The sequence below is a fragment of the Streptosporangium amethystogenes subsp. fukuiense genome, assembly GCF_042665875.1.
GTDB classification, from domain to species: Bacteria; Actinomycetota; Actinomycetes; order Streptosporangiales; family Streptosporangiaceae; genus Streptosporangium; species Streptosporangium fukuiense.
This window is the reverse complement of record NZ_JBHTEE010000001.1, coordinates 8,189,848-8,202,693: the sequence shown is the minus strand read 5'-3', so window position 1 is coordinate 8,202,693 and position 12,846 is coordinate 8,189,848. Positions and strand designations below refer to the sequence as shown.

The 12,846-nt window shown below is 71.1% G+C and carries 11 protein-coding genes; 5 read left to right on the top strand and 6 right to left on the bottom strand.

Annotated features, from left to right (window positions below):
* Positions 1–112 precede the first annotated feature (112 nt).
* Both ACFQVD_RS36540 and ACFQVD_RS36535 read left to right on the top strand, forming a co-directional pair.
* Positions 113–1,513, top strand: coding sequence for an amidohydrolase family protein (locus ACFQVD_RS36540; RefSeq protein WP_343965698.1), 1,401 nt, complete (start codon positions 113–115; stop codon positions 1,511–1,513).
* Between the two features lie 154 nt (positions 1,514–1,667).
* Positions 1,668–2,594, top strand: coding sequence for a TrmB family transcriptional regulator (locus tag ACFQVD_RS36535; RefSeq protein WP_343965696.1), 927 nt, complete (start codon positions 1,668–1,670; stop codon positions 2,592–2,594).
* A gap of 164 nt (positions 2,595–2,758) precedes the next feature.
* Here ACFQVD_RS36535 and ACFQVD_RS36530 read toward each other — a convergent pair whose 3' ends face one another.
* A complete protein-coding gene (locus ACFQVD_RS36530; RefSeq protein ID WP_343965694.1) occupies positions 2,759–2,989 on the bottom strand; it encodes a ferredoxin in 231 nt (76 codons plus the stop codon).
* A 25-nt stretch (positions 2,990–3,014) separates the two neighbouring features.
* Entirely contained in the window at positions 3,015–4,235 is a 1,221-nt protein-coding gene (locus ACFQVD_RS36525) for a cytochrome P450 (protein ID WP_343965692.1), read from the bottom strand.
* Positions 4,236–4,810: 575 nt separating this feature from the next.
* Here ACFQVD_RS36525 and ACFQVD_RS36520 point away from each other — a divergent pair.
* Complete coding sequence (locus tag ACFQVD_RS36520; protein WP_343965690.1) at positions 4,811–5,830, top strand: peptidase; 1,020 nt, start codon at positions 4,811–4,813, stop codon at positions 5,828–5,830.
* 128 nt (positions 5,831–5,958) lie between these two features.
* Here ACFQVD_RS36520 and ACFQVD_RS36515 read toward each other — a convergent pair whose 3' ends face one another.
* Positions 5,959–9,435 (bottom strand): indolepyruvate ferredoxin oxidoreductase family protein, encoded by a 3,477-nt coding sequence (locus ACFQVD_RS36515; protein ID WP_343965688.1) that lies wholly within the window; start codon positions 9,433–9,435, stop codon positions 5,959–5,961.
* Between the two features lie 135 nt (positions 9,436–9,570).
* Here ACFQVD_RS36515 and ACFQVD_RS36510 point away from each other — a divergent pair, with 135 nt between their 5' ends.
* Positions 9,571–10,074 (top strand): Lrp/AsnC family transcriptional regulator, encoded by a 504-nt coding sequence (locus ACFQVD_RS36510; RefSeq protein ID WP_343965685.1) that lies wholly within the window; start codon positions 9,571–9,573, stop codon positions 10,072–10,074.
* 87 nt (positions 10,075–10,161) lie between these two features.
* On the opposite strand, the gene ACFQVD_RS36505 is transcribed toward ACFQVD_RS36510, so the two are convergent.
* Positions 10,162–10,782, bottom strand: a complete 621-nt coding sequence (locus tag ACFQVD_RS36505) for a DinB family protein (RefSeq protein ID WP_343965683.1) — start codon at positions 10,780–10,782, stop codon at positions 10,162–10,164.
* Positions 10,783–10,814: 32 nt separating this feature from the next.
* Complete coding sequence (locus ACFQVD_RS36500; RefSeq protein WP_343965681.1) at positions 10,815–11,168, bottom strand: VOC family protein; 354 nt, start codon at positions 11,166–11,168, stop codon at positions 10,815–10,817.
* Positions 11,169–11,230: 62 nt separating this feature from the next.
* Here ACFQVD_RS36500 and ACFQVD_RS36495 point away from each other — a divergent pair, with 62 nt between their 5' ends.
* Positions 11,231–12,280 (top strand): sigma-70 family RNA polymerase sigma factor, encoded by a 1,050-nt coding sequence (locus tag ACFQVD_RS36495; protein WP_343965679.1) that lies wholly within the window; start codon positions 11,231–11,233, stop codon positions 12,278–12,280.
* Here ACFQVD_RS36495 and ACFQVD_RS36490 read toward each other — a convergent pair.
* A complete protein-coding gene (locus ACFQVD_RS36490) occupies positions 12,261–12,749 on the bottom strand; it encodes a GNAT family N-acetyltransferase (RefSeq protein ID WP_343965677.1) in 489 nt (162 codons plus the stop codon). The genes ACFQVD_RS36495 and ACFQVD_RS36490 overlap by 20 nt on opposite strands.
* Between the last annotated feature and the right edge of the window lie 97 nt (positions 12,750–12,846).

The following is a 12,846-nucleotide window of genomic DNA, read 5'->3' as shown; positions in this document are numbered from 1 at the left end:
CATTGGTCGTTATACGCCTTGACACTAGCCATGTCGCGGCGCAGGATCAGCAGTGGTCGGGACTGCCCGATTCCGGGCCGACCCGGCCGTACCCCAGCGTGAGGAGAGTCGAATGTCGCAGATGATCGCCATCGAGGGCGGAACCGTCATCGACGGGACCGGGGCTCCCGCGCGCGCCGGTGAGACCGTGCTGATCCACGAGGGCAGGATCGCGGCGGTCGGCGTCTCCGCCGACGAGATCGTGGCGCGCACGCCCGACGCGCTGCGGATCGACGCCTCCGGCAAGACCGTCATGCCGGGCCTGATCGACGCGCACACCCACCTGTCCTTCGGCGAGCCGACCGGCAACGACGAGCTGTTCTTCCACCGCACCGAGGCGTACAGCTCCATGCTGTCCGCGCACAACTCGGGCAAGGTCCTGCGGGCCGGCGTCACCAGCGTCATGGACGCCGACTGCCTGTGGAACATCGGGGTCGAGCTCCGGGACGCGATCGAGGCGGGGATCGTGGAGGGCCCGCGGATGCGGGCGGGCGGCAACGCGCTGATGACTATGCTCGGCGGCACCGCCGGTCGGCTGATCAGGGACGAGGGCACGACGGGCTACGCGACGGTGGTCCACAATCTCGACGGGATCACCCGCGAGGTGCGGCGTCAGGTGAAGCACGGCGTCGACTGGATCAAGATCATGGTCACCGGGCTCATCCCCTCGGTGAAGGGCCCGGAGGTCAAGGTCTGGTCCCAGCGCGAGATCAGGGCGGTCGTCGAGGCGGCCCACGAGCTGAACACGCCGGTGGTCGGGCACTGCCGCAACTCGATCAGCACGAAGGAGTCCGCCGAGGCCGGCGTCGACATGATCTACCACTCCAGCTACATGGACGACGCCGCGCTGGAGGCGGTGCTGGAGAACGGGACCACGCTCTGCCCGACGTTGACGCTGCTCGGCAACCTCGTCGACTACGGCGAGAAGGTGGGGACGGCCCCGGCGCTGCTCGACGTCTTCAAGGCCGAGCTGGAGGTGACCGGAGAGATGATCGGCAAGGCGCACCGGGCCGGGGTGCGGGTCATCACGGGATCGGAGACGGGCTTCGCGGTCACCCCCTGCGGGGAGTGGCACGCGCGCGAACTCGACATGCTCGTGCGCTACGCGGGCTTCTCCCCCATGGAGGCGATCGTGGCGGCCACCTCCAAGGCCGCGTGGGCGATGAAGATGGAGGGGCAGGTCGGGGCGCTCGTCGAGGGCTACGTCGCCGACGTGATCGTGGTCGACGGCGACCCGCTGAAGGACGTCACCGTACTGGTCCGCGAGGGGGCGATCCACGAGGTGATCAAGGACGGCGTCCGCGTCGACCTGACCCGGCCGATCCCCGAGCGCCGTCCGCGGGCCGGGGAGAAGGTGGCCTTCCTCGCGGCGTGCCCGCTGACGCGGGCGTTCGCGTTCGAGGACACCGCCCTCGCGGCCTCGGGCGTCGAGCCGCTGACCGACGAGCAGATACTGGACCTGTCACGCGCATGAACGAAGATCCACAAGCTGTCCCGGCCGGAGGGCACGGAGCTGTAGTGTGGGGGCGCACCCGACTTCTCGACTGGCTGTTGCGACCAGGCTCACGGACCTCCGGTCGACGCCAGCGGCTAGGCCCCACGCGACAGCAGGAAAGGTCAGGCTCGCGATGAGTACCGAGGGCATCATCGAGCGTCTTCAGGAGCTCGGCATGTCAGGCTACGAGGCGAAGGCCTACATCGCTCTGGTGGCGGCCGGCGAGCCGCTGAACGGCTACGAGGTGGCCAAGCGGTCGGGCGTCCCGCGCAGCACGGTCTACGAGACCCTCGGTAAGCTGACCGCGACCGGCGTGACCTACGAGGTGCGGACCCCCGAGGACACGGTCAGTTATCTGCCGCTGCCCCCCAAGTCGCTGCTCGACCGGCTCAGCCGGCACTACGAGTCGACGCTCGGCTCGCTGCGCGAGTCGCTGCCCGGCATCGCGGCGCCCTCCCGGCTACACCTGATCCACAACCTCACCGGGCGCGAGGCCCTGCTGGAGCGCGCGAGCGACGTCATCGTCAGCGCCCAGCGCGACCTCTTCCTGTCGGTGTGGCCCGAGGAGGTGGACCCGCTCGACGAGCTGGTGCGGGACGCGCAGGACCAGGGCGTCTCCGTGACGGTCATGTCGTTCGGCGAGGACACCAAACCGGTGCCGCACACGTACATCCACCGGCTCTCGCCGCCCGCCGTCGTACTGGAGAACCTGGGCTGCCGCCTGTTCGTCGCGGTGGGCGACCGGCAGGAGTGCGTCATCGGCGGCTTCCTCAACGGCGACGCCTGGGGCATCTACTCCGACAACCCGGCGGTGGTGATGGTCGCGGTGGAGTACGTCCGCCACGACATCGCGATCCAGCTGATGGCGGCGAACTTCCCCGAGCAGGACGTGCTGAGCTTCTGGAACAACGACCCGGACCTCACCAGGCTGCGGTCGGATCACGGTTTCGCCGCCACGGCGCTGCGGGCCGGGCGCACCGGCGCGAGCGGCGGCGGCGCGAACTCGGGCGCGCCGGTGCGCAAGCGCGCTCCCGGGCGCCAGGGCACCCGCCGGCGCTGAGCCTTTCGTACGATTCGGGCCCCGTGCGGAACACGCCTCTCCACGGGGCCCTGCCGGGTCCGCGCCGCGGCCGTGAGAACCCCGGAGCCGCGCCCGGAGCCGGGGACCGTCCGGTTGCCCGGACGGCGCCCCGCGGCATGGACGAGGCCCCGCGCGAACCCGCCCTAGTCGACCGCGACCTCGACCCCCTGCTCGAAGAGCCGGATGGCGCCGGAAGGGCAGTTCCTGACGATCTCGACGAGGAGGTCACCGCTCAGTGTGCTCACGCCGGTCGTGGGCTCGGCTATCTCGTCGTCGTCGAACCTGAACGCCGCCGGCGCGTCCGCGACGCACTTGCCCGAGCTGATGCAGACATCCTTGTCGACCCGTACCTGGTAACCCATCTGCTCCCTCACCTGATCCGTTGCGAAATCGACGCCGTCACCCCAGCAGGGCCGGATACGTCCCCCAGTACGGGCGCTGCGTCTGGGCGTCGCGCCGCGGGGGGTCGGCCGGGTCGCGGCGTACCCCCTGGTTGAACATGTACCGCACCGCGCCGGGCACCAGGCCGAAGAGGTGCTCCTCAGGCGCGGTGTCCGCCCTCGGGACCACCCCGGCCGCCAGGTCCTGTCCGATGCACACGTGGATACCCGCGGCGAACGACAGGCCGAAGGGGCCGACCCCGGCCGGCAGCTCGCGATACGGGTTGAACTCCGCGGCGTCGGGACCGAACACCTCGGGGTCGCGATTCACGGCGTGCAGGTCGATGACGACCTTGGACCCCTGGGGTATCTCCGTCCCGGACTTCAGCGACACGGGGGCCAGCGCCCATCGCATGCCGACGGGGCTCGACGGGTTGAGCCGGACGGTCTCGTGCACGCAGCGCTGCACGAACATCGGGTCACCCGTGACGCGCTCGGCGTCCTCGGGGTGGTCGGCCAGCCAGCCGAGGATGTGGTCGATGGACCGTACGAAGGCGGTGGCGCTGGTGTGCGCGCTGGCCAGCAGGAAGAAGGCGATCTCACGCCGCAGCGCGAAGGCGGGCAGGGCCAGCTCGTCGTTACTGCGCAGCAGCGTCGTGAGGATGTCCCTCGGCAGGTCGTTCTCGGTGATCTCTCCCGCTTCCAGCGCCGCCAGGGCCGTCTTCCTGCGGGCGACGGAGGGCTTGAGGAACTCCTCGTCCCATTCTTCGAGGGCCTGCTGGATCCTCGCGGCGAGGGCCGGCTTGTCCTCGGTGGAGTGCGCGAGCGTCGCCCCCTTGATGAACCACTGCATGTAGTCGTACAGCCGCCGGGTCTCCTCGGCGGTTCCCTCCGGCCGGTCGATCCCGGCGGTCAGCGCGGCGAGGTTGAGCATCAGCTCGTGACCGAGCTGCACCAGGTCGACGCCGCCCGCGGCCACGTACGGCGCCACGGTCACCTCGGTGACCTGGGGGAACAGGTCACGCTCGTAGTGGTCGAAGGTCTCGCGCCGGAAGATGCGGTTCTCCACCCGCCGCCGTTTCCGGTGCTCGTCGCCGTGCAGGTTGACCAGGACGTCACCCATGACCACCTCCCCCTCGTCGTAGAGCGCCTGTCGCAAATCCTTCTGGCGATAGACCTCCTTGGCCGCCTCGAAGCTACTGATCGTGAAGGTGGCGACGGTCGGATCTGTGGTGGTCATTGCGGGATGCCCTCCGGCTCGGTCCTGGCGTCCAGCATGTAGTCGGTAGAACACTCACGTCAAGGTTTCGGCGAGGTTAAGCAGCGATCATCGGTAACCACGTCACCGTATGGGATCAGCAGTGGTTATGTCTCTTGACACTACACGCGACCCTTTGCAGGATGGACCTTCTGGAGGGACGTGAGAACACCCGGCCCGGCCTGCTGCTCGCCCCGGCCGCTCGACCCGCACCGAGCAAAGGTGCACGGTCGCCGGAGTCCGCGCCTTTGGCATTTCATCGCCATGAAACGGTATTGCGGCGATCGCACGCGTCGCGTCTTTGATCTTGCGCAAACCGCGAAGAGTTATCGTCCGACACGAGGCGTGACGAAATGTCTGCGGGCTTGATCCCTCGGGTTGGGCGTTCGAGCTGTGCGCCGCCTCTCACATCCGTTTGAACATTGGATCAGAAGATGCGTAAACCGCTTTTGGCGATCGCCGCAGCTGTCGGCCTCAGCCTTGTCGCAGCGACCGCTCTGCCCGCCCTGGCCGTGGACACCGTCACGTCGGTCGCCTGACCGCGGCCGGCGACAATCGTGCGTCTTCGTACCGTCGTCGCGGGGCTGCTGACGGCCGTGGCTCTCACCCCGGCCGTCGGCACGCTCGACAGGCCCGCGTCGGCGACGAGCCGATCGTCCGCGGGCGGCATCGGGATCCGCCTGCTCGAAGCACCGGTCGCCGCCCGAGCCGACGCGCGAGCCTGGACCTACATCATCGATCACCTCGCCCCGGGGTCCGTCATTCACCGGCGGGTCGAGGTTTCCAACACGACCGGCTCGCCCAAGCGGCTTTCGCTCTACACGGCCGCGGCACAGGTACGTGACCGGAGATTCCAGTTCGCCGCCGATCGCACTGCCAATGAGCTGTCCACCTGGACCAGCACGGACCGGCATGAGGTGACCCTGGCCCCGCACACCCGCTCGGCGGTCACCGCGACCATCGCCGTACCGGACGATGCCGCCCCCGGAGAGCGCTACGCCGTGATCTGGGCCCAGGCGGCCAAGGCCGCACCGCCCGGTGGAGGTGTCTCCGAGGTCAACCGCGTCGGCATCCGGATCTACCTTTCCGTCGGTCGCGGCAACCCGCCGGCATCGGACTTCACCATCGACTCGCTGACGGCCCAACGGTCACCCGCCGGTCAGCAGATCATCCTGGCGCAGGTGCACAACACCGGAGGCCGCGCACTCGACCTGAGCGGCGACCTGAGGCTGACCAACGACTCCGGAAATCTGAGCGCGGGCCCGTTCAAGGTCCGAACGGGCACGACGCTCGCTCCCGGCGACGCCGGATCCGTCGCCTCCGTCCTCAACGAGCAGGTTCCCGACGGACCATGGCGCGCCCGTATCCGATTGGAAAGCGGGCTGACGAGGCGTACCGCCGAAGCGACCGTCCAGTTCCCCGCCGCGGGGACGGCACAGGCGGTCAGGGCGGAAATGGACACGAGCCACTACCCCATGCCGGCGCTGGTCGGCGCCGTCCTCGCCGCACTCGCGGCGATCACGTTCCTGCTGATCCAGCGGAGACGCCGTTCGCGCCGGGAGCCGAGCGACGCCTGAGATATCGGCGGATCGGCCGGGAACGCCGGCCACACCGCAACCGGCGCCGCACCCGCCCTCCGCGCCGTCGCGGCCGTGACCGCCGCGACGGCCGCGGACCGGCCGCCTGCTCCCCCGCGAGGTCGTGGTCAGCGCAGGAGCCGCAGCACCTCGGCGCCGAGCGGGACGCCGAGCTCGTCGCGCCGCTCGCGGTAGCGCTCGACACCGGCCAGCTTGACCCCCTCGTAGCCGCGTACCAGCTCCGCGGCCTCGGCGGCCCGCACCGCGCGGTCGTAGCCGCCCGCGTCGAGGGTCCGGGCCAGCTCGACGACCATGTCCCGGTAGTCGGCCGCCAGCGCGCGCTCAAGCCGGCGGACGTGCGCGAACCCGAACGGGTCCAGCGGGGTACCTCTCAGCACCCGCCCCCTGGCGAGCCCGCGCAGCACCGGCCGGAACCAGGGACCGAGCTTGAGCTTCCCGCTCATTCCCATCGACCGCAGCATCGGCGGGTGCAGGTTGTAGGTGACCTTCGCGGCCCCGGGGACCTGCCCGGCGACCGGGTCGGCGGTGGGGTCGGTGAGCAGGCGGGCCACCTCGTACTCGTCCTTGTAGGCCCACAGTCGGTGCGTGCCGCGGGCCACCGCCTCGCTGAAGGCCGTCGCCTCCCCCACGGCCCGCTCAGCGGTCCACGCGGTCTCGACGAGGTCGACGTAGCGCCGGGCCAGGTCCGCACTCGAGTGCGCCCGCAGCTGCACGGCCCGCAGGCCCGCCAGCCGGGCGGTCTCGCCCTCCATGGACCGGCCGGCCAGGAACTCGGAGCCGTCGGGAGCGGCGGGGCGCACCCGGTCGCCCGAGACGGCGCGGGCGAACGCGGCCGGGTCGGCGACGCTCACCCGGCCCCAGCGGAAGGCGGCGGTGTTGAGGTCGACCTTCACCCCGTTGAGCGCTATCGCCCGCTCGATGGCCCGCGCGGTGAGCGGCAGCGCACCGGCCTGGAACGCGGCCCCCACGACCAGCAGGTTCGCCACGTCCGTGGAGCCGAACAGCGCCTCGGCGGCGCCGAGCGCGTCCAGCTCGTGCAGCCTGGACGTCGAGTTCCGCAGGCGCGCGAGCATCGGCTCGGCGTCCGGGTAGGTGAGACCGGCGTCGTAGACCATCTCCCCGGTCGGTGTCCGGCTCGTCGAGGCGATCGCGACGGTGCGCTCGGGGCTCGCCAGGGCCAGGTGCCTGGCGTCGGTGCCCACGAGCAGGTCGAACGCCAGCACGGTGTCGGCGCCGGCGGTGCTGACCCGGTTGGCCGGCTCGCCGCCGTCGACCGAGATCCGCAGGTGCGACGTCACCGGGCCGGCCTTCTGCGACAGGCCGGTCTGGTCGAGGCCGGCGCTGCGCAGGCCGTCGTGCAGGGCGGCGGTGGCCAGCACCGCGTTGACCGTCACGATGCCCGTGCCGCCGATCCCGGCCAGGAACACGTCGTACGTCGGGCTCGCCACCGGGATGACCGGATCCGCCACCGAGGGGGGCTCGGGTCGCGACGTGGCCGCGGGCTTGCGGGAGGGGTCGACCCGCACCGTGACGAACGACGGGCAGTCCCCCTTCAGGCAGGTGTAGTCGGTGTTGCAGGAGGTCTGGTCGATCCTGGTCTTGCGGCCGAGCTCGGTCTCCACGGGCTGCACCGACAGGCAGTTGCTCTGCACCCCGCAGTCGCCGCACCCCTCGCAGACGCTCTCGTTGATGACGACCCGTTCGGTCCGCTCGGCGAGCCGGCCGCGCTTGCGGAGCCGCCTGGCCTCGGCCGCGCACTGCTGGTCGTAGATGAGCACGGTGACGCCCGGCACGTCGCGAAGGAGTCGCTGCGCCTCGTCGAGCCGGTCACGGTGCCAGACAAGCGTCCCCGGCGCGAACCGGGCCCGCCTGCCGTAGCCGCGGGGCGTCTCGGCGCAGACGATGATCCTGGCCACGCCCTCGGCGTGCAGCTTGCGGGTCAGCGCCGGAACGCTCAGGGCACCCTGGGGGTCCTGCGCACCGGTCATCGCGACGACCTGGTTGTAGAGGATCTTGTAGGTGATGTTCACCCCGGCCGCCACGCACGCCTGCAGCGCCAGCTGGCCGGAGTGGAAGAAGGTGCCGTCGCCGACGTTCTGGAAGATGTGCGGCACGTCGGTGAACTGCGACTGTCCCAGCCACTGCGTCCCCTCGCCGCCCATCTGGGTCAGCGACGTGACCCGCGCGCTTTGGCGGTCGGCGATCGTCACCATGGTGTGGCACCCGATGCCGCCGGCCCCCAGGGACCCTTCGGGCAGCACGGTCGACCGGTTGTGCGGGCAGCCGCTGCAGAAGTACGGGGTGCGGCTCGCCACCGGTGTCAGGGTGAGTGCCATCCGGGGTTTCCTCGGCGGCGGGGCGAGCTCGACCCGGCCGGAGAGCAGCCCGCGCAGCGGCCCGGTCAGCCGGTCGGCGTTCAGCAGTCCCCCGGCGGGCACCAGCGGCCGACCGTCCGCGTCCCGCTTGCCCAGCACCGCCGGAGCGTCGGCCGAGCCGTACAGCAGGTCGCGCACCTGGCTCTCGACGAAGGAGGTCTTCTCCTCCACGACCAGGATCTGGCGGAGCCCGCGCGCGAACCGCCGCAGGGTGCCGGCCCCGAGCGGGTAGGGCATCCCGATCCGCATCAGCCGGATCCCGGCCCGCTCAAGGTCCCGCTGGTCGAGGCCCAGGTCGAGCAGGGCCTGGCGCACCGCGTCGTACGTCGCGCCGGGCGCCGCGATCCCGAGCCAGGCGTCGGCGGGGTCGACCTCGACGACGTCCAGCGGGTTGGCGGCTCCGAACGCCTCGACCATCGCCCACCGGGGACCGAACAGGTCGGCCTCGGCGAGCAGGCTGTCGGTCGGGGAGAGCAGGGTGCGCTGCCGGTAGGTCCACGGCCGCCCCTCCCACTCGATCCCGGGAACCTCTATGTGCATGTCGGCGAAGTCGCGGTCGACCGTGAAGAGCCCGTCGGCCACCGCGGTGACCACCTTGACGCCGACCCAGCAGCCGGATGCCCGGGACAGGGCGATGCCGTACAGCCCGAGGGCGACCATCTCCTCGGCGTCGCGCGGGTAGAGCACGGGCAGCCCCATCGCGGCCAGCGCTCGCTCGCTGACGCACGGCAGCGTGGACGACGACGAGCCGGGGTCGTCACCGGCGAGGGCCAGCACCCCGCCGCGCGGGTCGACGCCGTACGTGGACGCGTGCCGGATCGCGTCGCCCGACCTGTCGACGCCGGGCCCCTTGCCGTACCAGAGACCCACCACGCCGTCGTGGGTCCGCCGCCCGCCGGGCAGGGCGGTCTGGCTGCCCCAGACGGCGGTGGCGCCGAGTTCCTCGTTGAGCCCGGGCAGCAGGCGCAGGTCGTCGGACCTCAGACCGGCGAGCGTCTTGTCGAGACCGGCCAGCGGGCTGCCCTGGTATCCCGACACGAACGTGGCGGTGCGCAGACCGGCCCGCTCGTCGCGCGCGCGCTGCTCGGCGACCAACCGGCCGACGGCCTGGACTCCCGTCAGCAGCACCGGGCCGGAACCCGGCCGGTAGCGATCGGCGAGGTCGATACGGGCACCCGCCCCGGCCACGGGCTCGGCGGTCTGGGTCATGTGTGCCTCCTTCACCGAAACTGACGCATATGTCGGTAAATCTGGAGTTAGAGTGGCTGGTACGTCAAGGTTCTGCAGGAATATTGAGCGTCCTGCTCAGTTGACCCCCACGGCAAACGACGACAGGTGCGCACAGTGACCAGCATTGACCGGCTCGACGCGGAACTTCTGACCGCCCTTTCCGAGGACCCCCGGGCCGGGACCAGCGAGCTCGCGGCCCGGCTGGGGGTCGCGCGGAACACGGTTCAGGCGCGCTACCAGCGGCTCGTCGAGTCGGGGGTGCTGACGGGCTTCAGCGCCCGGGTCGACCTGGAACGCCTCGGCCTGCCGGTGACCGCGTTCCTGCACCTGCAGCTGACCCAGGGCACCCTGGGCGAGGTCACCGGCGCGCTCGGGCGGCTGAGCCGGGTCCTTGAGGTCTGCACCACCACCGGCACCAGCGACGTCATGGTCCGGGTGGCCTGCCGCAGCCACGCCGAACTGCAGTCGCTGATCCAGGAGGTCCTGACGATCCGCGGCGTCGTCCGGTCCACCACCGAGATCGCCCTGACGACCCCGGTGGAGTACCGCCTCGGCCCGCTGCTCGCGACCCTGACCAGCGACCGGGGCCGCGGCCGCAGCGGCGACCAGCGCCGCTGACCCGGCCCCGCGCCGACCCTGCCCCGGGGCTCGGGTGCGGGGACGCGCCGGCCGGGCAGCGCATCCCCGCGCGGCGGACCGACGGGCTCAGCCCTGGCCGGCCTCCCGGGCCACCCGCTCCAGCCGGTTCCGGTACTCCTCCCACCACGCCCGGTCGCCCGGTGCCAGGTTGTCGTTGTCCTCCCGCACCCCGGCGGCCCCGTCGATGAGCTCCCGGACGATGTCGGCGTGCCCGGCGTGCCGCTGGATCTCGGCGATCAGGTGGGCCAGGACCCGGTGCAGCGTCGGCTTGTTCTGTCCCTCGGCCCACCACGGCACGTGGCCGGTCTCGTCCAGCCCCAGCGCCTCGACGGTGGCGTCCGCGTGCTGCCACACCCGCCGGTACAGCCCGACGACGTACTCGCGGGACTCCTCGGCGGTGGCCCACATGTCGGCGTTGGGGACCTCGTCCGCGGGGTCCACGTCCTCCAGGCGGCCGGTGGGGCCGAACCAGGGCACCTTTTCCTCGAAGTGCCGCCCGAACACGTACCCCAGGTACGCCAACTCGACGCCGATCAGGTGTTTGACCAGCCCCAGCAGGTTGGTGCCGGTCGGCGTCATCGGGCGGCGGACGTCGTACTCCGAGAGCCCGTCGAGCTTCCACAGCAGCGCCTCACGGGCCTGCTGCAGATAACGGTGCAGATCGGCTTTCAGCTCTGTTTCGGTCATGTCGACCTGTCCTCCTTGGTCGGTGGTGGATGTCAGGGGCTCAGCAGGCCGACGGCGTTGCCGTCGGGGTCGACGAACACGGCTATCCGCCCCATCCCGGGCACGCTCTGCGGCTCCAGCCTCCGGCCGCCACCGAGCCTCTCCGCCCGCTCAAGGGCGGTGTCCACGTCGTCGACCGGGAAATAGACGACGATCCCGGTGTAGGGGCTGTCCGGACCGGCCTGGCCGATCCCGCCCGCCGGCCGGCCGTCCTCCCCTCCCACCAGCGCATAGGTCTCGTCCAGTACGTTCATCGGCCAGCCGAACATCTCCCGGTAGAAGTGCCGCGCTCGCGGCGCGTCGGGGGTGGAGATGTCGAACCATCCGGGCACGGGATGGTGGGTCATGGGAATCCTCCTGGTGTTCTCGTCAGAGAGGAGACCGCCACCGTGCGGCAGAATCATCGCCTGTGAGCGATTTTTCTTCCGCACGGACCGAGGACTCCGACCTGGCCCTGGCGCGCGACGGCGACGACGCCGCCTTCACCCGCCTGGTGGAGCCACTCCGCCGGGAGCTGCACGCCCACTGCTATCGCATGCTCGGCTCCACCCACGACGCCGACGACGCCCTGCAGGACGCCCTGCTGCGGGCGTGGCGAGGGCTCGTGCGCTTCGAGGGCCGTAGCTCGCTGCGCTCGTGGCTCTACACCGTGGCCACCCACACCTGCCTGGACACCGTCGAGCGCCGTGGCAGGCGGGCGATGCCCGTCGACCTCGGCCCGTCCAGCGACCGCGCCGTGGTCGGCGAGGCCCCGCTCGCCGACGTCGCCTGGCTGGGCCCCTACCCCGACGCCGGCCTCGCCGAGGGGCCGGCCGCCCCGGACGCGCGCTACGAGCAGCGCGAAGCCGTCGAACTGGCCTTCGTCGCCGCCCTGCAGCATCTGCCGGGCAACCAGCGGGCGGCGCTGCTGCTCTTCGAGGTCCTCGGCTTCTCCGCCGCCGAGATCGCCACCACGATGGACACCAGCGTCGCGTCGGTGAACAGTGCCCTGCAGCGGGCCCGCCGGATCGTCGCGGAGAAGGTCCCCTCCCGCAGCCAGCAGCGGACCCTGCGGAAGGTCGGCGACGCGCGCCTGCGGGAGATCGTCGCCGGGTACTCCTCCGCGTTGGAGAGCGGCGACGCCGAAACCCTGGTCGCGCTGCTGACCGAGGACGTCACCTGGTCGATGCCGCCGCTGACACACTGGTACCACGGCCTGGCGGCCGTCACCGACTTCGCCGTACGGGTCCCGCTGACCGACTGTCCCGGCTGGCGGAACCTTCCGACCAGCGCGAACGGCCAGCCCACGGTGGCCTCCTACATCTGGCACGAGGGCCTCGGCGGGTACCTTCCCTGGGCGCTCAACGTGCTGACCCTGCGCGGCGACCGCGTCTGTGAGATCACCTCGTTCATCGGCCCCGACCACTTCGTCCCCTTCGGCCTGCCCGCCTCGCTGCCCCTCAGAGAGCGCGATACATGACGTGCAACCCGACGTAGCCCTTCGCCGGGTGCAGAAAACCCTCCGGCACCGTGCCCAGCACCTCGAAGCCGAGTGACTCGTACAGCCGCACCGCGTGCGCGTTGGTCTCCACGACCGCGTTGAACTGCATCGCGCGGAAACCCGCCGCCCGCGCCCACTCCAGCGTGTACGCGCAGAGCGCCCGGCCGACGCCCTGACCGGAATGCCGTGGATCGACCATGTAACTGGCGCTCGCGACATGCGAGCCGTTGCCCGCCTGGTTGTTGTTCATCTTCGCCGTGCCCAGGACCCTCCCCGCGTCGTCGACGGCGACGACCGTACGGTTCGGCGACGGCAACAGCCACCAGCCGCGCCCGGCGTCCCGCCCGAGGTCGGTCGGATAGGTGAAGGTCTCACCGGCGGCGACGATCTCCTGGAAGAACGGCCAGATGGCGGGCCAGTCCTCAGCGGTGGCTTCTCTGATCACCATCCGCCCATGATGCCGGTGGCGACGACGAGTCCACCAATCCTTTTCGCCGGCCACCGTCGTCAGCCGGATCCGACCGGAAACGCTTCGCGTCGCCCGG